This is a genomic window from Kitasatospora sp. NPDC059812, from assembly GCF_042732075.1.
GTDB lineage: Bacteria > Actinomycetota > Actinomycetes > Streptomycetales > Streptomycetaceae > Kitasatospora.
On the sequence record NZ_JBHWIO010000120.1, the window covers coordinates 1 to 23,806 of the forward strand.

Sequence of the window (23,806 nt, forward strand, 5' to 3'; positions counted from 1 at the left end):
ACCGCCAACGGCAAAGTCGACCGCCGCGCCCTCCCCGCCCCCGACTACACCGGCACCACCGAAGGCCGCGCCCCCCGCAACACCACCGAACAAACCCTCTGCGCACTCTTCGCCGACGTCCTCGGACTCACCACCGTCACCATCGACGACCGCTTCTTCGACCTCGGCGGCCACTCCCTCCTCGCCACCAAGCTGGTCAGCCGCATCCGCGCCACCCTCAGCACCGAACTGCCCATCCGGGCCCTGTTCGACGCTCCCACGGTCGCCGCCCTGGCCGCCGTCCTGCCCGCCTCCGGCACGGCCCGCCCGGCCCTGCGGCCCGTCGACCGGCCCACGCGCATCCCGCTCTCCCCGGCGCAGCAACGCCTGTGGTTCATCGAGCAGTTCGAGGGCCCGAGCGCGCTCTACAACACCCCGTGCGCGGTGCGCCTGACCGGCCGGATCGACGCCCCCGCCCTCCAGGCGGCGCTGACGGACGTCCTCGACCGCCACGAGGTGCTGCGCACCGTCTACCCGGCCACCGACGGCCAGCCGCACCAGCTGATCGTCGAGCGCCCCGAACTCCCGCTGCACACCGTGTCGGTGGCCACCGAGACCGAGCTCCAGGCCGCCCTGGCCGAGGCCGGCGGGGAGGTCTTCGACCTCGCCCACGACCTGCCCGTCCGCGCGACGCTGTTCTCCCTCCCGCACGACGAACACGTCCTGCTCGTCCTCATGCACCACATCGCCACCGACGGCTGGTCCGTCGCCCCCCTCCTGCGCGACCTCGCCACCGCCTACGACGCCCGGCTCACCGGCACCGCACCGCAGTGGCAGCCACTCCCCGTGCAGTACGCCGACTACGCCCTCTGGCAGCACGAACTCCTCGGCACCCCGCACCAGCCCACCACCCTGCTCACCGAACAACTCGCCCACTGGCAGCAGACGCTGTCCGGCCTCCCCGAAGAGCTTGCGCTCCCCTACGACCACCCCCGCCCGACCGCGCCGACCCGCCGGGGCGCAGCGGTGGAACTGCACCTGGACAGCGAACTCCACGGCGCCCTGGTCGAGTTGGCGCAGCAGAGCCGGGCCAGCGTGTTCATGGTGATGCAGGCGGCACTCGCCACCACGCTGGGCCGCCTGGGCGCGGGCACCGACCTGCCGATCGGCACCGTCGTCGCCGGGCGCACCGACGAAGCCCTCGACGACCTGGTCGGCTTCTTCGTCAACACCCTGGTGCTGCGCACCGACACCTCCGGCGACCCGAGCTTCCGGGAGCTGCTGGAGCGCGTCCGGATCGGCACCCTGGACGCCTTCGGGCACCAGGACGTGCCCTTCGAGCGCCTGGTCGAGCTGCTCAACCCGGCGCGCTCGACGGCCCGGCACCCGCTCTGCCAGGTGATGCTGACCTCGGGCGGCGACGCCGGACAGATCCGCCTCGGCGGCCTGCCGGGCCGGGTCGAGGCACTGGATTCGGACCTCGCCAAGTTCGACCTGACCTTCGCCTTCGGCGAGACCTTCGATCGCGACGGCGCCCCCGCCGGGCTGGAGCTGTCGGTCGAGTACGCCGTCGACCTGTTCGACCGGGCCACGGCGGCGGCGACGGCCGCACGGTTCGAGCGCGCCCTGCGCGCGGTGCTGGCCGACCCGGACCAGCGGGTGGGCCAGGTGGAGATCCTGGCCCCGGAGGAGCGCCGGCAGCTGATCACGGCCTCGAACGACACCGACCACCCCGTCGCCCCCGCCACCTTCCCGGCGCTCTTCCAGGCCCAGGCCGCCGCCCGCCCCGACGCCGTCGCCCTCGCCTTCGGCGCCGAGCAGCTCACCTACGCCGAGCTGAACGGACGCGCCAACCGCCTCGCCCGGCTGCTCACCGCACACGGCGCGGGCCCCGAGCGGTTCGTCGCGATCGCCCTGGACCGCTCGACCGAGCTCATCGTCGCCCAGCTCGCCGTCCTCAAGGCCGGCGCGGCCTTCCTCCCGCTCGACCCGCGCTACCCGGCCGACCGCATCGCCTACATGCTCGCCGACGCCGCCCCCGTCCTGGTCCTCACCACCGGTACGGTGGCCGCCGGTCTGCCGGCCGACAGCGCCGTCCCGCGCCTGCTGGTCGAGGACCTCGACACCTCCGGCCACCCGGCGCACAACCTCACGGACGCCGAACCTGGTACCGCCACCGCCCCCACCCCCGACGCCGCCGCGTACGTCATCTACACCTCCGGCTCCACCGGCCGCCCCAAGGGCGTCGTCGTCCCCCACACCGGCCTCGCCTCCCTGATCGAGAGCCAGCGCGAGAGTCTCGCGCCCACCCCCGACAGCCGCGTCCTGCTGTTCGCCTCCCCCTCCTTCGACGCCGCCGTCGCCGAGCTCAGCATGGCCCTGCTCACCGGTGCCCGCGCCGTCCTCGGCACCGCCGACCAGCTGCTGCCCGGCCCGGCCCTGGCCGAGCTGATCGCCGAGCAGGGCGTCACCCACGTCACCCTGCCGCCGACCGCCCTGGCCGTCCTGCCCCCCGACGCGCTCGCGCCCGTCGAGACCCTGGCCGTCGCCGGGGAGGCCTGCCCGCCCGACCTCGTCGAGCACTGGTCCGCCCGCCTGCGGATGGTCAACGCCTACGGGCCGACGGAGTCCACCGTCTGCGCCAGCATGACCACCCCGCTGTCCGGCCGGATCGCACCGCCGCTGGGCCAGCCCATCCTGAACACCCGGCTGCACGTCCTCGACGCCGCCCTGCGACCCGTCCCCGCCGGGGTCGTCGGCGAGCTCTACCTCGCGGGCGCCGGCCTGGCCAGGGGCTACCTCAACCGGCCCGGCCTGACCGCCGAGCGCTTCGTCGCCAACCCGTACGGCGCCCCCGGCAGCCGGATGTACCGCACCGGCGACCTCGTCCGCCGCCGGGCCGACGGCTCCCTGGAGTACCTCGGCCGCACCGACCACCAGGTCAAGGTCCGCGGGTTCCGCATCGAACCCGGAGAGATCGAGGCCGCCCTCGTCCGGCACCCCTCCCTCGCCCAGGCCTTCGTCCTGGTCCGCGAGGACCGCCCCGGCGACCGGCGCCTGGTCGGCTACGCCGTGGCCCGGCCCGGGCAGACGGTCGACCAGGCCCTCCTGCGGGCCCACGTCGGCGCGACCCTGCCCGACTACATGGTGCCCTCCGCCGTCGTGGCCCTGGACGCCCTCCCCCTCACCGCCAACGGCAAGGTCGACCGCCGCGCCCTCCCCGCCCCCGACACCGCCGCCTGGCCCGGCGCCGGGCGGGCGCCCGGCACGCCGCAGGAGGAGGTGCTCTGCGGGCTGTTCGCCGACGTGCTCGGACTCGAACGGGTCGGCGTGGACGACAACTTCTTCGAACTGGGCGGGCACTCGCTGCTGGCCGCCCGGCTGGTCGCGGGGCTGCGGGAGCTGGTCGGCGCGGGCGAGGGGATCGGGGTCCGCACCGTGTTCGAGGCGCCGACCGTCGCCGGGCTCGCCGAGCGGCTCGCCCGGGGGCCGGGCGCCGAGAGCTTCCCCGTCCTGCTGCCGATCCGCACCCGGGGCTCGCGCCCGCCGCTGTTCTGCGTCCACCCGGCCGCGGGCATCAGCTGGGTGTACACGGGGCTGCTGCGCCACCTCGACGCCGAGCAGCCGATCTACGGCCTCCAGGCCCCGGGCCTGGCCGATCCGAGCCACCGCCCTTCCTCCGTCGCGGAGTTGGCGCGCGACTACCTCGCGCAGATCCGCGCCGTCCGCCCCGAGGGCCCGTACGCCCTGCTCGGCTGGTCCTTCGGCGGGGCCGTCGCCCACGCGATCGCCGCGCTGCTGCGCGACCAGGGCGAGGAGGTCCGGCTGCTGGCCCTGCTGGACGCCTACCCGGGCGCCGGCGAGGCCGGGCCCGAGCAGTGGCGGGACGACCCGGCGCAGCTGGCGGTGATCCTCGACTCGCTCGGCCACCCGGCCGGGGAGGTCGGCGCCTGGCCCGAGGACGAGGACGGCTACGCCGAGCTGGTCCGGCACGGCGAGGGCCCGCTCGCGGGCCTCAGCGGCGCCGCGGTGGCCCGGGTGGTCGCGGTCTTCCAGACCAACGCCGAGCTGGCGCACGCGCTCCCGCTGCCCGGCTACGACGGCGATGCGGTGGTCTTCACCGCCGCCAAGGACCGCCCGGCCGACGCCCCCGACCCGGACGGCTGGCGCCCCCACGTGGGCGGCCGGATCGACGTCCACGAGGTGCCGAGCACCCACGGCGCCATGACGGGCCCCGAGGCGCTCGCCGTCATCGGTCCGGTGCTCGCCGCCCGTCTGACCGCCCGACCGGCCTCCTGACCGACCGGCCTCTGACCGGCCTCCCGACCGGCCTCCCGACCCGCCGACTTTCGCATCCCTTCCGACCGCAGGCCACCGACCTGCACCCACCGCGCGGGCCGCACCCGGCCCGCCCACCGAGAAACGGACACCACCATGACCACTGCCGCCATCCCCGACACCTGGCGCGGCGTCACCCCGTCGCCGATCACGTCGACCGACGCCTATAACGGCTTCATCGCCGCCAACGTGATCTTCGCGCTGGACCGGATCGGCGTCCTGGAGAAGCTCGGGCGCGGCGAGCCGCTCTCGGCCGTCGAGGCCACCGCCCAGGGCGGCGACACCGCCCGGACCGAGGCCGTCCTGCGCGCCGCCGCCGACTGCGGCTACGTCAAGGCCGACGGCGGCACCTACGTGCCCACCGAGGTGGGCCTCGAAGTCGCCGCCGCACGCGGCTACTTCACCTGGGCCGTCGGCGGGTACCACGACGTGTTCGGCCGCGCCGGGCACCTGAGCGCGGGGACGCACCGCTACAGCGAGGACGTCCTGCGCGACGAGGCGATGGTCGCCCTCGGCTCCGCCCAGTGCGACCAGTCGCTGTTCGCCGCGCAGCTGACCGACGTGCTCTCCGGCATCGACTTCCGCACCATCGCCGACCTTGGTAGCGGCACCTCCGCCCGGGTGCGCCGGGTGGTCGGGCAGCGCGAGGGCACCCGGGGCCTGGGCATCGACATCAGCCGCCCGGCCACCGACATCGCCCGCCGCGACATCGTCACGGCCGGGATGCAGGACCGCGTCACCGCCGTCCGGGCCGACGTCCTGGGCCTGCTCGGCACCCAGATCGACAACGACGCCGAGGCCGCCGAGGTGGCCGAGGTCGACACCGTGATGAGCTTCTTCCTGCTGCACGACCTGCTGGCCGACCCGGCCACCCGCTCCTCGATCTTCACCCGGATGCGGGAGGCCTTCCCGAAGGCCCGCACCTTCGTGCTCGGCGACACCATGCTGCGCGGCCCGGGCGAGTCCCAGAGCGCCCTGCCGGTCTTCTCGGTCGGCTTCGAGCTGGCGCACGCGATGATGGGCGTGCCGCTGCACACCAAGGAGACGTACGAGGAGCTGTTCACCGACGCCGGGCTGCGGATCGACCGCGTCGAGGCGCTGGCCACCCCGCACTCCTGGCTCTACGTCCTCCAGACCGACTGATGGCCGCCGCCCCCGCCGCCAGACACCTGCTGGCGCAGAACGAGCACCCGGGCCCGCCGCTGCCGTCCGTCGTGGCCGCCCTGGCCGCGGCCGCCGGCGACCTGCACCGGTACCCGGACTTCCGCCCGCAGCGGATCGAGGGGATCATCGCCGACTGGCAGGGCGTCCCGGCCGGCCAGGTCGCGGTCGGCCACGGCTCGGCGGGCGTGGCGCTGGACCTCTTCCACGCCGTCGTCGAGCCCGGCGACAACGTGGTGCACTCGGCGCCCTGCTTCGACGCGTACCCGCTGTTCTGCGAGATCGCCCGGGCCGAGGCCCGGGCCGTCCCCCCGGGCCCCCCCCCCCCGCCCCCCCCGGCGCCCGCGCGCGCGCGCGCGGGACAGGGCCCCCCCCGCGGGGGTGCGTGGGGACCCCCCCCCCCCCCCTCCCCCGCGGCGGCCCCCCCGGCCCACACGGGGGCCCCGCGGGCGCCGTGCTCCGCGCCGACCCGGGTGTTCGGCGCGCCCCCCCCCCCCGCCCGCCCCCCCGTCCCGCTCGGCCCCGACGCCCGGCACGACCTGGCCGCGATGGCCGAGCGGCTGGACGAGCGCACCCGGATCGTCGTGCTGTGCAACCCGCACAACCCGACCGGCACGGTCTACTCCTGGGCGGAGCTGACGGACTTCTTCCGCCGCGTCCCGGCCACGGCGCTGATCCTGCTGGACGAGGCGTACGTCGACTTCGCCCGGGACTGGGCGGCCCCGGCCGTCCCGGACCGGATCGCCGAGTGGCCGAACCTGGTGGTGCTGCGCACCCTCTCCAAGTCGCACGGCATCGCCGCCCTGCGGATCGGCTACGCGCTCGCGGAGGAGTCCGTGGCCCAGCGGGTGCGGGACCACCAGGTCCCGTACGCGGTGAACCGGCTCCAGGAGGCGGGCCTGCTGGCCGCCGTCTCGGCCCAGGACGAGGTGGACCGGCGGATCGCCGAGATCGCCGCCGAGCGGGAGCGCCTGCGGGCCGAACTGCTGGGGCTGGGCTGGACGGTGGCGCCCAGCCTGACCAACTTCCTCTGGGTCGTCGCGCCGGGTGACCAGCTCCCCCTGCGGACGGAGCTGGAGCGCCGGGGGGTGGCCGTCCGCTACTACGCCGGGCAGGGCATCCGGATCGCCGTCGGCGAGAAGGACGCCAACGACGCGGTGATCGAGGGCTTCGGCGCCACCGCGCCCGCCGCTCCCTGACCGCACCCCGCGTCCGCGCATCCCCGCGCATCCCTGCACCTCCCCGCACGTCCCGCATGTCCCCGCACGTCCCCGCGCACGGCGCGTGAGGGCGCACCGTCCGCGCCCCACGCGCCGAGCAGCCCAGCAACTCAGCACACACGGCACACACAGCACGTCCAGCACGTCCAGCACCCCGAAGCGCCGTCGGCGCAGCGAAGGAACCGCGATGCACCCGCTGTTGGCCCGCCCGGAGTTCCGGCGCTACCTCGCCGGGCAGACCCTGTCCGTCCTCGGCGACAGCGCCCTCTCCATCGCCCTCGGCATCTGGGCCAAGGTGCTGACCGGCAGCAACTCCGCCGCCGGGCTGGTGCTGTTCTGCTTCGCCGCGCCGCTGCTGCTCCTGCCGCTGGGCGGCCTGCTCGCCGACCGGGTCCGGCGCAGACCGCTGTTGGTCGGGGTCAACCTGGTGGTGGCGGTGGGGTTGACGCCCCTGCTGCTCGTCGACGGTCCGGACCGGGTCTGGATCATCTACTGCACCGCCTCGCTCTGCGGTCTCGCCGGGGCCGTGCTGGCCCCGGCGCAGAGCGCCCTGCTGCGTACGATCCTGATGGACCGTCAGGACTTCGGCGCAGCAGCCGGGTTCACCCAGAGCGCCCGGGCCGGAACCACGCTCGTCGCGCCGCTGCTCGGCTCGGGCCTCTACAGCTGGCTGGGCGGGCGCGCCGTGGCGCTGGCCGACCTCGGCGTGCTGCTGCTGGCGGCCCTGGCCTTCCTCGGCCTGCGGGCGGACGAGCCCAGGCCGGAGCCCTCGGGCCGCCGGTGGCGCACCGAGGTACTGGCGGGCTTCGCCCACCTGCGCGGCGCGACCGGGCTGCGCCCGCTGGTGGCGGCCACCGCCGTCACGGGCTTCGTACTGAGCCTGCTCCAGCCGGTGCTGTTCGCACTGACCCAGCACGGGCTGCACCGCCCGCCGCAGTTCCTCGGCGTGCTGGAGACGATCGAGGCGGTCGGGGCGCTGGGCGGCTCGGTGGTCGGCGGTCTGCTGATCGGCCGGCTCGGGCCGCGCCGGACGGTCATGGCGGGGTCGGTGGTGTTCGGCCTCGGCACGGTCCTGCTGCTCGCGCCGTCCCTCCCCGTGGTGGCGGCCGGCCTGGTGATCGCCGGGGCGGGCATCCCGGCCGCCATGGTCGGCCTCGCCACGGCCGCCCAGGCGGCCACGCCGCCCCAGCTGATGGGCCGCGCCCAGGCGGCCGTCAACCTCTCGCTCACCGCCCCGCAGGCCCTCGCGGTCGGCGTCGGCTCCGGGCTGGTGGCCGCCCTGGACTTCCGGGTCGTGCTGGCCGTGATGGTGCTCGGCGCCCTGCTCGCGGCCGTCCACCTGCTCGGCAAGCCCGAGGCCCCGACCGAGCCCGAGGCTCCCTCGGAATCCGAGGTCTCCGCCGGGACCGAGGCCCCCGAAGAGCCCGAGAGCTCCACCGAGCCTCCGGCCGACTCCGAGAGCCCCACCGAGCCCGGGAGCGCCCCGGACCTCCAGCGCACCTGATCGCCCGATCACCCCCGACACCTCCTCTCCTCCTCACCAGAAAGCTCCTCAGATGACCGACCGCTCCTCACCCACCGCCGCCCCGCTCCCCGTCGAACTGGACCACGTCGAGTTCTACCTGTCCGACCTCACCGCCGAGACCGCCCGGCTGACCACCGAGTACGGCTTCGAGCTGCTCGTCCCGCCCACCGAGCGCGGCGAGGCCGCCGAGCGCTGCCTCTCGGCGCTGGTCGGGCAGGGCACCGTCCGGCTGCTGCTCACCCAGCCGCTGGCCGGCGGCCACCCGGCCACCGACTACCTGGCCCGGCACGGCGACGGCGTGGGCGCACTGGCCCTGCGGGTGCCGGACGCCGCCGACGCCTACCGGACGCTGACCGGCCGGGGCGCCGACGGGCTGCGCCCGCCGCAGGCCGCGCACGGCTGCGTCACGGCGGTGGTCGGCGCCTTCGGCGACGTGGTGCACACCCTGATCGAACGCGGCCCCGACGCCCCCGCCGACCGGATCCCCGGCCTGCCGGACGCCGCCCCCGTGACCGGTGCCGGTACGACGGGGCTGCGCTCCGTCGACCACTTCGCGGTCTGCGTCCCCTCCGGTGAGCTGCGCGAGACCGTTCGCCGGTACTGCGAGGTCTTCGGCTTCCGGATGATCTTCGAGGAGCGGATCGAGGTCGGCGCGCTCGGCATGGACTCGGCGGTCGTGCAGAGCACCGACCACAGCGTCACGCTCACCCTGATCGAGCCGCTCAGCCCCGACGCGGGCGGCCAGATCGCCTCCTTCCTCGCCGACCACGGCGGCGCCGGGGTGCAGCACGTGGCCTTCTCCTCCGCCGACGCCGTGCACTCCGTCTCCGCGATGGCGGAGCGCGGCGTGCCGTTCCTGCGCACCCCGGGCGCGTACTTCGACGCGCTGCCCGCCCGTCTGACGCCGCTGCGGCACTCCCTCGACCAGCTGCGCGCCCTGCACCTGCTGGTCGACCAGGACCACGACGGCCAGCTGTTCCAGATCTTCACCCGCTCCCAGCACCCGCGCGGCACCTTCTTCTTCGAGGTGATCGAGCGCATCCGGGCCCGCACCTTCGGCAGCAACAACGTCCGCGCCCTCTACGAGGCCGTCGAACTCCAGCGCAGCGCCAGCGAAGTGGCCGGATGAACGCGCCGGCCCTGACCGGGCACCAGCCCTCCCCCGCCCAGTCGCCCTCCGCCCCGTCGCCCTCCGCCCAGCCGCTCCCCTCCCAGCCACCCTCCACCCAGCCGCTCTCCGTCGCCGAGTACGCGGAGCCGGCCCGGGCCGCGCTCGCGCCCGAGGTCTGGGACTGGCTGGAGGGCGGCGCGGAGCGCGAGCGCACCCTCGCCGGCAACCGGGCGGCCTTCGACCAACTGGCCTTGGTGCCCCGGGTGCTGGCCGACGTCTCCGCCTGCGACACCGCCGCCACCCTGGTGCGCAGCCGCGCGAGCCTGCCGGTGGCGGTGGCGCCCGTCGCGTACCACCGGCTGTTCCACCCCGAGGGCGAGCTGGCCTCGGCCCGGGCGGCGGCCGCGGCGGGGGTGCCGTTCACCGTCGGCACGCTCAGCAGCGTCGGCTTCGAGGACCTGGCCGCGACGGGAGCCACGCTCTGGTTCCAGCTGTACTGGCTGCGCGACCGGGGGCGGCTGCTCGACCTGGTCGCGGCGGCCGAGGCGGCGGGCAGCGAGTGCCTGGTCGTCACCGCCGACGTGCCGTTCATGGGCCGCCGCCTGCGCGACGCCAAGAACGCCTTCGCGCTGCCCGCGGACGTCCGCGCGGTCCTGCTCGAAGACGGCGCCGCCGGGCGGGCCCACCAGGCCACCACCGCCGTCTCGGCCGTGGCCGCGCACACCGCCGAGCTGCTCTCCCCCGCCGTCACCTGGGCGGATCTCGCCTGGCTGCGCGAGCACACCAGCCTGCCGCTGATGGTCAAGGGGGTGCTCGACCCGGCGGACGCGGTGCGGGCCGCCGAACTCGGCGCCGAGGCCGTGGTGGTGTCCAACCACGGCGGCCGCCAGCTCGACCGGGCCGTCCCCTCGATCAGCGCGCTGCCCGCCGTCGCCGAGGCGCTGGCCGGCCGCGACTGCCAGGTGCTGCTGGACAGCGGGGTGCGCGGCGGCTCGGACGTGCTCACCGCCCTGGCCCTCGGGGCGTCCGGGGTGCTGCTCGGACGCCCGATGATCTGGGGCCTGGCGGCCCGGGGCGAGGCCGGCTGCGCCCACGTGCTCGACCTGCTGGCCGCGGAGCTGCGGCACGCGCTCGGCCTCGCGGGCTGCGCCGACCTGAGCGCGGCCGCCGCGCTGCGCACCACCCCCATGCCCTGCCCCACCTGGAGTGCCCCGTGACCACCACCGCCCCACCCCGCGGCCTGCTGCGGGCCGACCTGCACCCCTCCCTCGCCGACCCGGCGATGACCTCGATGAACCTGCTCAACGAGATCTCCATCCGCTACCCGGAGGCGGTCTCCTTCGCCGCGGGCCGCCCGGCGGAGCAGTTCTTCGAACTCGACGCCGTCCACCGCCACCTGGACCGCTACGTCGCCCACCTGCGCGCCGAGCGCGGGCTCTCCGAGGAGGCGGCCCGGCGGCAGGTGCTCCAGTACGGGCGGACCAAGGGGATCATCCACGAGCTGATCGCCACCCACCTCGCGGTGGACGAGGGCATCGAGGTGCCCGCCGAGTCGATCGTGGTGACGGTGGGTTGCCAGGAGGCGATGTTCCTGGTGCTGCGGGCACTGCGCCGCGGCCCCGAGGACGTGGTGCTCGCCGTCTCGCCCACGTACGTGGGGCTGACCGGCGCGGCGCTGCTCGCCGACCTCCCGGTACGGCCGGTGGCCGACGGCCCGGACGGCGTGGACCTCGCCGACCTGCGCCGCCAACTGGCCGCCGCCCGGGCCGAGGGGCTGCGCCCGCGCGCCCTCTACCTGGTACCGGACGTCGCCAACCCGAGCGGGGCCAGCCTGCCGCTGGAGCTGCGGCGGGAGCTGCTCGCCCTGGCCGCCGAGGAGGACTTCCTCCTGCTGGAGGACAACCCGTACTGCGTCTTCGCCGGCGAGGAGCGGCTGCCCTCGCTCAAGGCCCTGGACACCGAACGGCGGGTCGTCCACCTCGGCTCCTTCGCCAAGACGGCCCTCCCGGGCGCCCGGGTCGGGTACGTGGTGGCGGACCAGCCGGTGGCCGACGGCGCGGGCGGCACCGACCTGCTGGCCGACCTGCTCGGCATGATCAAGAGCATGACCACGGTGAACACCTCACCGATCGCCCAGGCCGTGATCGGCGGGGCACTGCTCGAACACGGCTACAGCCTGCGGGCCGCCAACACCGAGGTCGCCGCGCTCTACCGGCGCAACCTCGCGCTCGTCCTGGCGGGCCTGGCCCGGCGATTCCCGCCCGGCGGCGGGGTGAGCTGGAACGAGCCGCGCGGCGGGTTCTTCCTGGTGGTCACGGTGCCGTTCGCGGTGGACGACGCACTGCTCGAACTCTCGGCCTCGGAGTACGGGGTGATCTGGACCCCGATGTCGCACTTCTACCCGGGCGCGGGCGGGGAGCGGCAACTGCGGCTCTCCGTCAGCCAGGTCGACCCGGACACCGTCGACCGCGGACTGGACGGGCTGGCCGCCCTGATCGCCGCACGGTCCTGATCGCCGTACGGTCCTGATCGCCGTACGGTCCTGACCTCGGAGGGGGCGCCCGCTCCGGCGCCCCCTCCCTTGCCGGGCCCTCGCGTCAGGGGCAGTGGGACGAGCCCGAGTCGGCGCCCCCGACGCCCCCGACCGCCCGGTCCGCCGGCGTGGCGTCCTCGGACAGCATCTTGATCCGGACCTGCCGCACGTACCGGTCCACCAAGTGGCGCAGCACGCTGACCGTGGCGGCGACGTCCGGTGCCGGAATGCCGTCCAGCGCATTGGCCAGACCGGCGATGTTGGCCTGTTTCAGACGGTTGAGCATCGCCCGCCCCTCGGCCGTGAGCGCCACCTGGCGGGCCCGGCGGTCCAGCGCGTCCGGGGTGCGTTCCACCAGTTGCTGGGTCTGCAGCCGGTCGATCTGCCGGGTGACGTGGGAGGGCTTGACCATCAGCCGGGCGGCCAGGTCGCCCACCCGGCTGACCTCCTCGGCCTCGGCGAGCGCGCGCAGCAGGTAGACGTCCGAGCGCGCCGCCGTGATGCCGGCCCGCGCCGTCTGGCGCTCGTGCTCCTGCGAGCGGGTCAGCAGGTAGGCCAGCGAGGCCAGCACCTCCTCCAGTTCGGAGGTGGCGGTCGGATTGTCTGTTGCGTCCGGCATGGGGGAACTGTAGCGACCCCGTTCGAGGAGTGGCTCCCCTCTCGACCACTGACCGGTTTCCGGACAGATTCGTTCGCCACCGGATGGACCCTTTCGCCACCACTGACCGCGAGTTAGCGTGACGGTGAGTTAGTTGCTTAGGGCATGCAATGGTCCCGGGCGCTACCCCACGGCACCGCAGGCCCATCCGCTCGGCGCCACCGGCAAATCCGCTCCGTGAAGGGAGCCCATGATGGCCACCGCCGCTCACCACCCCCAGTTCACCCACCCCGCCGCCCGTGGCGGCTGCCCGTTCGACCCGCCGCCGGCCTACCAGCAGGCCCAGCAGGACGAACCGATCAGCCGGATCGCACTCTGGGACGGCGCCCCCAGCTGGCTGGTCACCCGCCACGACGACATCAAGGCCGTGCTCAGCGACGCCCGCTTCAGCTCGGACGCCGCCCGGCCCGGCTTCCCGTTCATCAGCGCCGGCGCCCGGCAGCTGAGCACCGGCCAGCGGACCTTCATCCGGATGGACGACCCGGAGCACGCCCAACTGCGCCGGATGCTCACCAGCGAATTCATGATCAAGAAGGTCGAGGCACTGCGCCCCGAGGTCCAGCGCATCGCCGACGACCTGCTCGACGAGCTGACCGCCGGCCGCAACTCCGGCGACCTGGTCCACGAGTTCGCGCTGCCGCTGCCGTCCCTGGTCATCTGCCTGCTGCTCGGCGTCCCCTACCAGGACCACGACTTCTTCCAGGAGTGCAGCCGGGTCCTGCTGCGCCGCGACTCCTCGGTCGAAGAGGTGCAGATCGCCCAGAAGAACCTGGCCGACTACCTGGTCAAGCTCACCGACTCCAAGCGCACCGAGCCCGACGACGGCATCCTCAGCCGCCTGGTCGCCCGCGGCGAGCTGAGCACCGAGGAGATCGGCGCCATGGGCCGGCTGCTGCTCGTCGCCGGACACGAGACCACGGCGAACATGACCGCACTCTCCATCCTGGCCCTGCTGCAGAACCCCACCCAGCTCGCCCACCTGCGCGAGCACCCGGAGTCGGTCGCCGGCGCCGTCGAGGAACTGCTGCGCTACCTCACCATCGTGCATTCCGGCCTGACCCGGGTCGCCACCGAGGACGTCACCGTCGGCGGCGTCCGGATCCGGGCGGGCGAGGGCGTGATCTGCATGATCAGCACCGCGAACCGGGACGGGCAGAAGTTCCCCGACGGCGACGAACTCGACCTCTCCCGCGACGCGCGCCTCCACCTGGCCTTCGGCTTCGGCGTCCACCAGTGCCTCGGACAGCCCCTGGCCCGGCTGGAACTGCAGATCGCGCTGAACACCATCCTGCAGCGACTGCCCGAACTGCGCCTGGCCGTACCGTTCGAGGAGATCCGCTTCCGGGGCGACATGCTCATCTACGGCGTCCACGAGCTCCCCCTCGCCTGGTAACGGCCCTCCCACGTCCGAACCGATCCTCCGAAGGGAAAGCCATGCTCATCCACATCGACCAGGAAAAGTGCTGCGGCGCCGGCAACTGCGTACTCGCCGCCCCCGAGGTCTTCGACCAGCGCGAGGAGGACGGCATCGTCGTCCTCCTCGACGCCGCACCCCCCGCCGACCTCCACCAGGCCGTCCAGGACGCCGCCGCGGTCTGCCCGGCCGCAGCCATCCGGCTCGACCAGCCGTAACCACCCCCCACCCCACCAACCCGCCGCCGAGCGGCGCCCCTGACCGCGCGTCGGGGTCCGGCCGAACCGACCGGACCCCGACCGAGGCCGATCCTCGACATCCACGCCGTGGAACAATGGACGGGCCTCGCGCGGGGGAGGCGGCGAGCATCGAAGGAGCGGCGGGTTGGCAGGGCTGGTGACCGACTGGATCCGGGTTCCGGTGGGCGAGGACGCTTCGAGGTGGACCACCCGCGGTGGCTGCCGCCGCGTTCTCCTCGTCGTCCACAACGTGACCTCCGCGACCCGGCTCCTGGACGTCGTTCCACTGTTCCGCGACGACCTCAGGATCCAGTTACTGGCCTCCTGCACGGGATCGTCCCCCTTCAGCGCAGGAGTCGCCGAGCTGCTGAGCTCCCTCGGGGTTCCGGTACTTCCGTGGGAGCAGGCCAAGCAGACCCCCGTCGACCTCGCCCTGTCGGCCAGCTTCGGCGGTGAACTCTCCGGTTTCCAGGGGAAGTTGGTCGTCCTCTCACACGGAGCCGGATACAATAAAAGGCTCGCAACACCGAACACCGAACACCGAACACCGAACACCGAACACCGAACACCGAACACCGAACACCGAACACCGAACACCGAACACCGAACACCGAACACCGAACGCGCCGCATGCCCCTGTCTTCGGCCTGGCGCCCGAGTGGCTGCTGTCCGACGGGGTTCCGCTCGCCCGGGCGATGGTGCTCTCCCACCCCGAGCAGCTCGGCCGCCTGCGCGAAGCCTGCCCCGAGGCCGCTCCGACGGCGGTGCTCGGCGGCGACCCCTGCTTCGACCGCATCCTGGCCGCCCTTCCGCGCCGCGAACGCCATCGCCGCGCGTTCGGCGTCCGACCCGGGCAGCGGTTCATCGTGCTCAACTCCACCTGGAACCCGCAGTCGCTCTTCGGTGACGCCGGCGCGAACGACCCGCTGCCATGGCTGCTCGACCGCCTCACCACCGAACTCCCGGTCGACGACTACCGGGTGGCGGCCGTCCTCCACCCGAACATCTGGCACGGCCACGGCCCCGGCCAGGTCCGCCTCTGGCTGGACCGCGCCGAGCGGGCCGGCCTCACCCTGATCGACCCCCTGGACAGCTGGCGGCAGGCGCTGGTCGCCGCCGACGCGGTGATCGGGGACTTCGGCTCGGTCAGCTACTACGCCGCGGCACTGGGTACCCCCGTTCTGCTCGGCACGGCCTCCGACGAAGTTCTGGGCGCCACCTCACCGGTGGCAGCCTTCGTCCGCGAAGCCCCCAGACTCGCCCTGGACTCCCCTCTGCTGCCGCAGCTGAACCGACTCCTGACGCACCATCAACCCATCATCAGCACCAGCGAATTGACGACAGCAGCACCCGGCGAGGCGGCCGGCCTGTTGCGTTCGCTCTTCTACGAGGTCATGGGACTGCCCGAGCCGACAGAGCCGGCTCTCCTGGACCTGCTCCCACTCCCCGCCTACCGGCCGCCGACCCGAACCGTGCCGCTGCGGGTCCGTACCCGCCCGGGGCCCCGCCCGCACGAGGTCACCATCGAACGGGTCGCCGAAGGCCGGTACGGGCCTGCCGGGCCCGGCTCCGATCACCTCGCGGTGCACGAGGACACCCTCGACCAGGGCCTCCTCGATCTGGCCGACGCGATCCTCCGGTACGGGGAGGCCGACGACCCCCGGATCGGCCCGCCCCGGGAGTGGGCCGCGGCGACGCTCGCCCGCTACCCGAACTGCTCGCTCGCGGCCTTCGTCTCCGGTCCGGACACCTGTGAAGTACTGCTGCGCGACCGGGGATTCGTCCGCCTCACCAGCCCCTCGCTCGACCCGGCGGCGGCCGCCTCGGCACTGTTCGCCCAGGTGGACGGCACCGCCGTCCCCCGTCCGCTGCCGCCGATGGAGCTGACGGTGCGCACCGGCGGCGCGTCCCACGCGGTCCTGGTCAGTCCCGTTCCGTGAGGCACTGCTGCCGCAGGCCCGCCAGGTAGCGCAGATGGGGCTCCGCCTGCTCACGGTCCAGGATCGCGGTGGCCTCGTCGATCGCGGCCAGCGCCTGTTCCGTCGCCGAGGTGTCCGCCCAAGTCTCCGCGAGGTTGGTGAGGGTGCGGGCCGCGTTGTAGTTGTCGCGCAGACGCCGGAATTCGGACAACGCCTCCGTCAGCCAGGTCCGGGCCCGCTCGTACTCGGCCAGGCCTCGCAGCGCCCGCCCCCGGTGCCGCTTCAGCAGCGCCCGGGCCCGCGGAACGTCCCCCGCCCGCTCGTGCTCCGGACCGATCGACCCGAGCAGTCCATCGGCCTGCTCGAAGCAGTCGTACGCGGGCTGCCACCGCCACTGCCGAAGCCTCAGCAGCCCGAGCGACTCGACGGCCGTGGCCCGGCCCAGCAGGTGGCCGGCCCGCTCGAACGCCGAGGAGGCGTCGACCAGACAGCTCTCGGCCTCGGCCAGCAGGTCCAGTTCCATCAGGGCGAAGGCCAGTTGGGTGTGCATCCGGCCGGCCATCGCCGAGTCCGGGTCGTGCGCGACCGCCGCCCGCACGGCGGTTCGCAGCGCCGGCAACAAGGTCTCGTGCCGACCGGCCTTGAGCTGTACCGCCCACGACGCCTCCGCCAGCTCGCACACCGTGGCCGGCGCGGCCAACTCCTCGGCGGCGAGCACCGCCTCGACCAGGTTGCCCACCTCCGCAGCCAGCGCGGCCAACGCCGCACCGGCGTCCGGGTAGTCACCGGGCCCGAGCTCCCGGTAGAGCGGCCCGACGTGCCAACGCTCCCGCAACGCCGCGTAGTCGGCCCGGACGGCGAAGCGCAGCAAGTGCTCCACGGCACGCGTCACCGCACCCGCGCACGCGGCCAGACCGTCCTCCCGCGCCGCCCGCTCCTCGGCGAACCGGCGCACGGCGGGCCGGTAGCGGTAGCGGCCCTCGGGCGTGGCCTCCACCAGGCCGGCCTCGGCGAGCCCGGCCAGCAGGACACCAGCGCGCTCGACGGTGAGCCCGCCAGTTCCATGGGGTCCGACAACCGCCACGGCCAGCTCGGGACCGACGGCCGGCCACGGCCGCAAGGCGCAGAGCCGGAACAGCCGGGCCTCCTCCGGCTCCAGCGCCTCGTACGACTCCTGCACGGCGGCGCGCACCGGATCACCCACATGGGCATCGCCGCCGCCGTCACCACCACCGCCCCGGCCCCGGCGCTGCTGGGGGATGAACGCCAGCCGGGGAGCCGCGGCACGCAGGGCGAAGGGCGATCCTTCGCACCGTTCGAGGACACCCGACAGGGCGGGGCCTGCGGCGGAGACGGTCTCCTTCCCCACGAGGTCCGTGAGCAGCCGCCTGGCGTCCTTGTCGGACAGCGGCCCCACTGGAATCGGGACGGCGTCGAGACCAGTGAGCGGACGCCGGGACACGACGACCGTGACGACGCCCGGAGCCGCGGTGATCAACGGCCGGACCTGGGCCGCCGACCGGGTGTGGTCCAGCACGACGAGCAACTGCCGCTCGGCGACCAGCGACCGGAACCGCTCGACCCGGTCCTGCGCGGCCGGCGGAACCCGGTCCGCCGGCATGCCGAGGTGGATCAGGAACTGCCGGAGCACGGCGGCCGCATCGGGTGCGGTGGCCAGCGACCCGCCGGAGAGGTCCGCGTAGAGCTGCCCGTGCGGAAACCGCTTCCGCTGCTGCGCACCCCAGTGGACGGCCGCGGTGCTCACGCCCATCCCCTGCGGTCCGTACAGGACGCTGACGCGGGGCGTGCCGTCCGCCTTCCGTCCGGCCTCCTTGTCCAACAACGCCAACACCTTGCGCCGGTCGGTGAAGAAGCGGTCGGAGGGCGGCAGTAGGGAGGGCGTCGCCAACGGCCCGGACCAGGCCCCGCCCTGGCCGCCCAGCCAGGCCCGAAGCGCCCTGGCCTGCGCCGGATCCGACTCGGCCGCATCCAGCAACAGCTGCGCCACAGTGGCCCGTTCGGCGGCATCGGTCGGCGCCGGCACATCCCGTCCCGTCACCCGGCGAACGAACGCACCCGCCGACTCCCAGGCCCACTTACCGGCCTCGTTCGCCACGCTCGCACCCACGGCGCCGAAAACAGCGGCCACCGCCGACAGCGACACCGGCTCCAACACCCCACACCCCCTGGTCCATCGCGGCACCCGACCAGCACCGCCGCACCCTCGCGTCCGGCCCCACGGTAGCCTGCCAAACCCCACCACGGGCGCGCACCAGCCCGCTTGCCCACAGCCGGATCCGGTTCCGCTTCCCCTCCCCAGAAGATCGCGCCCCCAACGCCAACAACGTCCGTATGAAACTCAAGCGGCTGGTCGAGCGCGGGATCCCGGCCGAGACCGAGCAGGGGGTGTTCACCCGGCCCCGGCCATAGCCGCCCCGCGAGCCCGCGGCCAAGCCGCTCGCTGGTTCCGCCGATGCTGTCGGCGGTCCGGACCTGGTCCTGTCCGACACGGCACCGGAGGCACCGAGGAGTTGCCCCCGACGAAACCGGTACGGCCCGCCCTGGGCCCCGGCCCTCCTCGTCTCCGTTCGTCCCCGGATTGTCCGACCGATGGAGCAGGATGGAGTTCGACCAGTCACTGGGGAGAGGGAAGCAAGGAATGGCCACTGACGAAACCCGGCTGCCTGTGGAGTTCCTGGCCACTGTCGCGGCCGGTGCCGATGCCGGGTCCGCCGCGGCCCGGATGGCAGCCGAACAGGCCCGTGCCGTCGCCGACAGTCAGCAGGGCGGACCACTCCTCGCCGCGCTGCTCGACAAGCCCTACCGGGATTCGGCACCCGCCTGGCTGCTGGAGGCCGCGGTGACGAACGGGCTACGGCAGACCGAAAGCGAATACGAGTACCTGACCGGGTCGACCTCGCTGGTGGTCCTCGCGCTCATCCACCCCGACTGCGACCCGGCCCTGCGGGCCGACGCCTTGCACCGCTGCTCCGACCGCCGGCTCGGCTCCCTCGGCACCGCCGACCGGCCGGCCGACCTCTGCGCGGCCGTCGCCGACGAACTGCGCAGGCGAGTGCCGCAGCCACCGCACATGACACCCGAACTGCTCAAGGAGCCAACGTCCGCACAGGTGGTTCTGCGTACGGGACGCCTCCACGACGCCGTGTTCGAAGCCGCTGTCGCTCTCCTGCCCGACGGCCTCGACCGCACGCGTCTGGAGGACGAGGATTCCGGCGCCTGGTCCGACCGGATCAGGGCAGCGTTCGACGCGTGGGGCCGCATGTGGTCGGCCGTACTCGAACGGCACTCCGACCGGCACTCCCAGCTCATCGACAGGACCGCCGGCACCACGGCGAACCGGGTCATCCGCGACCAACTGCTCGGCAGCGTGCCGTGGACGGTCGAGCCGAAACTCCTTAGGCAGATCGCGCTGGATGACCTCTTCAGGTTCGGCGCCGCCATGCTCACGACCCGGATCTGCGGCTTCCTCCAGGAGGGTTCCTCGAAGGAGGAGGCCCGGCAGCACTTCGCCGCCGAGCTCTCCGCCCTGGACGAGACCGATCGAAGGGACATCGAGTTCCTGCACCTACGGGACGACGGCTTCGACACCGACTGGGGCACCGATTCCGCCGTCTCCTGGGTGAGCCATGCGGCCGACGGACGGTGGCGCCTCGTCCTGAACCCCGCCGAGGCCAAGCCCGCCTACGGCGATCCCCACGCCTGGCAGAGCCATGCGGACGAACTCGCCGACCTGGGCCGACACTTCGCCGAAACGGCCGTGCAAGCCCTCCGAACGTGGAAGCCGAAGGACCTCTACGGAATCAGCAGGGCGGCCGACCTGCGCTGGATCCACGCCATGCTGGTCCACCTGCCCGAACTCACGCCCGCCGTCGAAGCGACCGTCCGACTGGTGATCCGCGACGCCCGCCGCGGCCGGTCCGGCCTCCAGTCGTACGACTACAAGTCCCAGGACGACCGGCAGCAGTTCGACGAACTCCTGGACGCGATCACGCGGATCGTCGCCGACCCCGCCCCGCAGCCGCCCGCGACCCGTCGCGGGGCCCTCGGCGATCCCGAAGAGGTGACGGTGCGGAGCCTGTCCGCCGTCACCGCAGTGGTGCTCGACGCGTACCTCGACCGGCACGTCGGCGACGACGCACTCGTGGAGAAGGCACTGCTGTCCTTCGCCTGGCACGGCCACCGCAGCGAACCGGCATTCACCTCGGTCCTCGCCCGCCACTCCGATCCGCAGCGCGCCGTCCACACGCTCACCCGCGAGCTCCGCCACAGGCTTGGCGGCAACCCCAGCAACCGCGAAGCATGGGCCCGGGAGATCCTCGCCCTACCCGCCTGCCCCAGCGAGACCATCCTCGCCCTGCCCGCCTGGACGGCACTCAAAGCACGCGGGCACCACTACAACAGCACCCATCCCACAGTGATCGCCCTGGTGGAAGCAGCGCTCGGAGACGACCACCAGGCCTGGCAGCGATTCGCCGACAGCCCGATCGGCAACTCCGGCCCCAACGCCTGGCTCCGCCTCGGAGACATCCTCACGGCCGCCGCAGACGGAACAACGTGGCCGAAGCCGCCGACCTCCAGGTGACAGCTCCGGGCCGCCCCGGGGCGGCCCTTCCTACTCGGCCACGAAGACGCCGCCCCCGTCCAGGTCGCCCTCCTTCCATGGCGGAGGCGTCGGCCACACTACGGCTCGGGTCAGCAAGCGTTCCCATCCTGGGCACAGCGCTGGAAGCAGCATCAACGAGGCCGGTGCCGTCCGGCCGCGGCGACTACCGGGCGGCACCGGCCTCGTGGCGTCGGAGGCGGACTGCGCTACAACCCCGCCAAGCGCTCCGCCCCCGCCCGCCCCCGCGCCGCCGAGCGCACCTGTTGGACCCCCGAACAGGCCGCCGCCTTCCTGCGCCACGGCGCCGAACAGTACGCCGATCAGCTAACCGACCTGTTCGAGGTGATGCTCGGTACCGGCATGCACCGCGGTGAGATCCTCGCCCTCCACTGGTCCGACGTCCACCTCATGGACCGCAGGCTCTACGTCCGCTGGACCCTCGCCGCCGTCAACAACGGGCGGCTCCATCCCGGCGGGCCCAAGACCGAGGCCAGCCGCACCTGGATCAGCCTCTTCCCCGGAGTCATGACGCCCTCCAGGTGGGGAGGTGAGGTTCACGGACGCCGTGGTGGCCGGCAGCGCAGCGATGTGGTGTAGCAGTGGCCGAACCCCTCGGAGTGAACGGACAGGTCGTTTGACTGCGTCTGCTCGTCGACTGGTTGCATCATGTGCACAGAGCTGACACGGCAGCGACCAAGATCCCCGACAGAGTCACGCTCAGTCGGCCCCACTGTCACGGGCGGCGGTGCTCGGCGGGACGGGCTCCGAGGCCGGCACCCGGCGCCGCCTTCTCCAGGCACCCTGCCGATCCCCGGCAGGCAAGGCCCCGCACCCGACACACTCGAACGAAGACCTTGCCTGTCGCGTACAGCTACGGCCGCCCGGTCAGGACCAGGCCTGGCGGCCCCCGGCGTCAACCGGGCTGATCAACCACCGCTCTTGCGGCGGAAGTTGCGCTTGCCGCCCACCGCGCCGTGGGCGCCGTGGATCTTCGAGTCGCCATTCGGGCCGCCGGCCGCGCTATCGGACTTGGCGCCGCGCTTGCGCTCCAGAGCGGCGAGGAACCGGGCCTTGACGTCGTCCTGGGCGGCGGGCGCGGGAGCCTCGGCAGCCCCCGTGACCTCCGGGCTCTCGGCACTCTCGGCGCTCTTGGGGTTCTCAGATGACTCCACGTCGCTGCTCATGCAGAACCTCTTCCTTGAGGGATGGTGGCGGTTGATGACTTCACACACACCATGTCATGCCCAAGCTTCCCATCTGCGGGTGGTACCGATCCTGTACGGACAGAACCTGCGCGCCCGCCCGGTCCTCAGAACCCGGCCGAATCTCTCCGGCAGGATCCTGACGGGTTACCCGCAAGTAGAAATAGTGGGGGTAGTGCGCTGCGGGGGTGGTCGAGTGAGGGCATTCGGTGAGCCTCTACTGGGTTTCGCCAGGCCACTGCACTGAGCTGGCCGAGGCAGCCGGGTTAGCCGCCAGGTCCATCAGGCATCCGGAGCGGGGCCGCCGGGAGCGGCCGCAGCGTCGCACGGTGGAACTGCTGGTGTCGACGCTGGGGCCGGTCGAGGCCGGTCGGAGCGGGGGCTCCGACCCCCTCTACGCCGACCTCGCCGACCTCGCCGACCTCATGATCGGCACCGGCATCCGCAAAGGCGAGGCACTCGCCCTGCACTGGGACGACGTCCACCTCCCCAACCGCACCCTCTTCGTCCGCACGACCCTCTCCGTCATCGACAACAACCAGCTCCTGCTCACCGCCCCCAAGACCAAGGGCAGCAGGACGTGGGTCGCCCTGTCCCACCGCGTCGTCGACACCCTCGAAGACCGGGCGGGTTCACGGGCCTTCGGCGAGATCACCCCCGCCGGCGGCTACGTGTTCCACCGCCACGCCCCCCCACCCCAAGAACGTCCTCGACCGCTTCCACCTGCCTTGCGACAAGGCCGGCGTCTCCCGCATCGCCCTGCACGACCTGCGCCACCTCGCGGCCAGCTTCACCCTGGCTGCGGACGTCCCGCTGCCCGTGATCTCCAAGACCCTGCGCCACCGCACCCTGTCGACGACCGCGAACATCTACGCCGACCTCACGAAACTCGCCGCCCGCGCGGCCGTCGACGCCGTCGCCTGGATCCTCGACAGCGCCGACCACGCCGTCCTCGGACACCCCGCCTGCCGCGCCCAGCGCCCCTGGCGCCAGCGCCCGCGCCAGCAACTGCCCGCCTACCAGCAGGCGCGAACAGAAGAACCAACCGCGCCCTGGCCGATGTGGCCCGGTGACCACCGTGCGACCACCAGCTGACCCGGAAACAGAAAGAGCCGACACTCGGTTTCCCAAGTACCGGCCCTCACAACCGACTTCACAGTCGGGACGACAGGATTTGAACCTGCGACCCCTTGACCCCCAGTCAAGGGGCTCAACTATTGTCGACAGCCGAGACCTCAAGGCCTCGGCTTTTTTGCATCTCAACTGCACTGAAAACAAGGGAAGTTGAGACTCATCATGAAGATCCACGGTCGACAGAGCTCGAACCCGCTCGATGCCCAACCGGGTTCAAGTTCGTACATAGATGCCCGCTATCACCCACGGGCGCTCATAGGCGCTCACCAGTCGTGGTCCCAAACTGGTCCCCAGGGACCCGGTCGCTGCGGGTGACAACAATCTGTCGCCCCTTCAGCAGGGCCCGCCTGTGGGTTCCGCATCGGCCTGTCCGCCGGAGTCGTTCTGGCCAGCGGGTTTCGCGGTTGTCCCACCGAGGTGTCCACCAGTGTTGTCCTGCGGCCGTGTCCACATCCTCTACCGCCGCCGGCTGCGGTGTTGCCCGGGCCGGGCACGGAGACGTGCTGAGCTGCTGGTGCAGCTCGGGGTGGTGGCGGTGACGGGGCTGCCGATTCTGCGGCTGCCCCGGGTGGTCAGCTGAGCTGAGACGCGGGTGGTCGGCCACGAGCTGAGCGGAACCGGCCGCACCCGGTACGGCAGCAGGGGGGGGGGGGCGCGCGGGCGGGCGCTGCCGACCCCCGGGGGGGGGCGGGCGGGGCGGGGCGGGGGGGTGCCCGTTAGGTGTTGGGCCCCCCCCGCACCGCCCGCCC

At 73.4% G+C, this 23,806-nt stretch carries 15 protein-coding genes and 2 pseudogenes; 14 read left to right on the forward strand and 3 right to left on the reverse strand.

The genetic code is table 11. The features are described from left to right. The 7 genes from ACFV6D_RS35815 to ACFV6D_RS35845 all read left to right on the forward strand — a co-directional run. On the forward strand, positions 1-4,278 hold a 4,278-nt coding region (locus tag ACFV6D_RS35815; RefSeq protein WP_380562937.1), incomplete at its 5' end, for an amino acid adenylation domain-containing protein. 135 nt (positions 4,279-4,413) lie between these two features. Further along, positions 4,414-5,460, forward strand: coding sequence for a class I SAM-dependent methyltransferase (locus ACFV6D_RS35820; protein ID WP_063349681.1), 1,047 nt, complete (start codon positions 4,414-4,416; stop codon positions 5,458-5,460). Next, positions 5,460-6,677 carry a pyridoxal phosphate-dependent aminotransferase gene (locus tag ACFV6D_RS35825; RefSeq protein ID WP_380562939.1) on the forward strand — a complete coding sequence of 406 codons (1,218 nt, stop codon included), beginning with the start codon at positions 5,460-5,462 and terminating at the stop codon, positions 6,675-6,677. Before ACFV6D_RS35820 ends, ACFV6D_RS35825 begins: the two co-directional genes overlap by 1 nt. 208 nt (positions 6,678-6,885) lie before the next feature. Beyond that, the gene (locus ACFV6D_RS35830) at positions 6,886-8,202 is read left to right on the forward strand and encodes an MFS transporter (protein ID WP_380562941.1); all 1,317 of its coding nucleotides are present in this window, start codon (positions 6,886-6,888) and stop codon (positions 8,200-8,202) included. A 52-nt stretch (positions 8,203-8,254) separates the two neighbouring features. Continuing rightward, the gene (gene hppD, locus ACFV6D_RS35835) at positions 8,255-9,352 is read left to right on the forward strand and encodes a 4-hydroxyphenylpyruvate dioxygenase (RefSeq protein WP_380341166.1); all 1,098 of its coding nucleotides are present in this window, start codon (positions 8,255-8,257) and stop codon (positions 9,350-9,352) included. Further along, positions 9,349-10,551 (forward strand): alpha-hydroxy-acid oxidizing protein, encoded by a 1,203-nt coding sequence (locus ACFV6D_RS35840; protein WP_380562943.1) that lies wholly within the window; start codon positions 9,349-9,351, stop codon positions 10,549-10,551. The genes hppD and ACFV6D_RS35840 overlap by 4 nt, the downstream gene beginning before the upstream one ends. A gap of 65 nt (positions 10,552-10,616) precedes the next feature. Then, positions 10,617-11,846 (forward strand): PLP-dependent aminotransferase family protein, encoded by a 1,230-nt coding sequence (locus tag ACFV6D_RS35845; RefSeq protein ID WP_380562953.1) that lies wholly within the window; start codon positions 10,617-10,619, stop codon positions 11,844-11,846. Positions 11,847-11,931: 85 nt separating this feature from the next. Here ACFV6D_RS35845 and ACFV6D_RS35850 read toward each other — a convergent pair whose 3' ends face one another. Continuing rightward, a complete protein-coding gene (locus ACFV6D_RS35850) occupies positions 11,932-12,486 on the reverse strand; it encodes a MarR family winged helix-turn-helix transcriptional regulator (protein ID WP_380495518.1) in 555 nt (184 codons plus the stop codon). A 232-nt stretch (positions 12,487-12,718) separates the two neighbouring features. On the opposite strand from ACFV6D_RS35850, the gene ACFV6D_RS35855 reads away from it, so the two are divergent. The 3 genes from ACFV6D_RS35855 (at position 12,719) to ACFV6D_RS35865 (ending at position 16,118) form a co-directional block, all read left to right on the forward strand. Continuing rightward, complete coding sequence (locus ACFV6D_RS35855; protein WP_380562945.1) at positions 12,719-13,918, forward strand: cytochrome P450; 1,200 nt, start codon at positions 12,719-12,721, stop codon at positions 13,916-13,918. Positions 13,919-13,959: 41 nt separating this feature from the next. Further along, the gene (locus ACFV6D_RS35860) at positions 13,960-14,157 is read left to right on the forward strand and encodes a ferredoxin (protein WP_063349674.1); all 198 of its coding nucleotides are present in this window, start codon (positions 13,960-13,962) and stop codon (positions 14,155-14,157) included. A 716-nt stretch (positions 14,158-14,873) separates the two neighbouring features. After that, positions 14,874-16,118 carry a hypothetical protein gene (locus ACFV6D_RS35865; RefSeq protein ID WP_380562947.1) on the forward strand — a complete coding sequence of 415 codons (1,245 nt, stop codon included), beginning with the start codon at positions 14,874-14,876 and terminating at the stop codon, positions 16,116-16,118. On the opposite strand, the gene ACFV6D_RS35870 is transcribed toward ACFV6D_RS35865, so the two are convergent. Beyond that, entirely contained in the window at positions 16,102-18,156 is a 2,055-nt protein-coding gene (locus ACFV6D_RS35870; protein WP_380562949.1) for a tetratricopeptide repeat protein, read from the reverse strand. The two genes, ACFV6D_RS35865 and ACFV6D_RS35870, sit on opposite strands and share 17 nt — an antisense overlap. Positions 18,157-18,756: 600 nt before the next feature. On the opposite strand from ACFV6D_RS35870, the gene ACFV6D_RS35875 reads away from it, so the two are divergent. Next, positions 18,757-20,700 (forward strand): hypothetical protein, encoded by a 1,944-nt coding sequence (locus tag ACFV6D_RS35875; RefSeq protein ID WP_380562951.1) that lies wholly within the window; start codon positions 18,757-18,759, stop codon positions 20,698-20,700. A 381-nt stretch (positions 20,701-21,081) separates the two neighbouring features. Next, positions 21,082-21,318: a hypothetical protein gene (locus ACFV6D_RS35880; RefSeq protein WP_380485213.1), complete on the forward strand. Its 237-nt coding sequence runs from the start codon at positions 21,082-21,084 to the stop codon at positions 21,316-21,318. 329 nt (positions 21,319-21,647) lie between these two features. On the opposite strand, the gene ACFV6D_RS35885 is transcribed toward ACFV6D_RS35880, so the two are convergent. Continuing rightward, the gene (locus ACFV6D_RS35885; RefSeq protein WP_063349669.1) at positions 21,648-21,905 is read right to left on the reverse strand and encodes a DUF5302 domain-containing protein; all 258 of its coding nucleotides are present in this window, start codon (positions 21,903-21,905) and stop codon (positions 21,648-21,650) included. A gap of 359 nt (positions 21,906-22,264) precedes the next feature. Between ACFV6D_RS35885 and ACFV6D_RS35890 the strand changes: the two are divergent. Both ACFV6D_RS35890 and ACFV6D_RS35895 read left to right on the forward strand, forming a co-directional pair. Continuing rightward, positions 22,265-22,597, forward strand: a pseudogene (locus ACFV6D_RS35890) (tyrosine-type recombinase/integrase); the annotation flags it as partial. Between the two features lie 37 nt (positions 22,598-22,634). After that, positions 22,635-23,018 (forward strand): annotated as a pseudogene (locus tag ACFV6D_RS35895) (tyrosine-type recombinase/integrase); the annotation flags it as partial. Positions 23,019-23,806: the final 788 nt, after the last annotated feature.

What these genes read in the sequence shown, in the direction of transcription:
- ACFV6D_RS35820 (WP_063349681.1), top strand. Translation starts at nt 4,414, where the DNA reads ATGACCACTGCCGCCATCCCCGACACCTGGCGCGGCGTCACCCCGTCG.
- ACFV6D_RS35825 (WP_380562939.1), top strand. Translation starts at nt 5,460, where the DNA reads ATGGCCGCCGCCCCCGCCGCCAGACACCTGCTGGCGCAGAACGAGCAC.
- ACFV6D_RS35830 (WP_380562941.1), top strand. Translation starts at nt 6,886, where the DNA reads ATGCACCCGCTGTTGGCCCGCCCGGAGTTCCGGCGCTACCTCGCCGGG.
- hppD (WP_380341166.1), top strand. Translation starts at nt 8,255, where the DNA reads ATGACCGACCGCTCCTCACCCACCGCCGCCCCGCTCCCCGTCGAACTG.
- ACFV6D_RS35840 (WP_380562943.1), top strand. Translation starts at nt 9,349, where the DNA reads ATGAACGCGCCGGCCCTGACCGGGCACCAGCCCTCCCCCGCCCAGTCG.
- ACFV6D_RS35845 (WP_380562953.1), top strand. Translation starts at nt 10,617, where the DNA reads ATGACCTCGATGAACCTGCTCAACGAGATCTCCATCCGCTACCCGGAG.
- ACFV6D_RS35850 (WP_380495518.1), bottom strand. Translation starts at nt 12,486, where the DNA reads ATGCCGGACGCAACAGACAATCCGACCGCCACCTCCGAACTGGAGGAG.
- ACFV6D_RS35855 (WP_380562945.1), top strand. Translation starts at nt 12,719, where the DNA reads ATGGCCACCGCCGCTCACCACCCCCAGTTCACCCACCCCGCCGCCCGT.
- ACFV6D_RS35860 (WP_063349674.1), top strand. Translation starts at nt 13,960, where the DNA reads ATGCTCATCCACATCGACCAGGAAAAGTGCTGCGGCGCCGGCAACTGC.
- ACFV6D_RS35865 (WP_380562947.1), top strand. Translation starts at nt 14,874, where the DNA reads ATGGTGCTCTCCCACCCCGAGCAGCTCGGCCGCCTGCGCGAAGCCTGC.
- ACFV6D_RS35875 (WP_380562951.1), top strand. Translation starts at nt 18,757, where the DNA reads ATGGCCACTGACGAAACCCGGCTGCCTGTGGAGTTCCTGGCCACTGTC.
- ACFV6D_RS35880 (WP_380485213.1), top strand. Translation starts at nt 21,082, where the DNA reads ATGCACCGCGGTGAGATCCTCGCCCTCCACTGGTCCGACGTCCACCTC.
- ACFV6D_RS35885 (WP_063349669.1), bottom strand. Translation starts at nt 21,905, where the DNA reads ATGAGCAGCGACGTGGAGTCATCTGAGAACCCCAAGAGCGCCGAGAGT.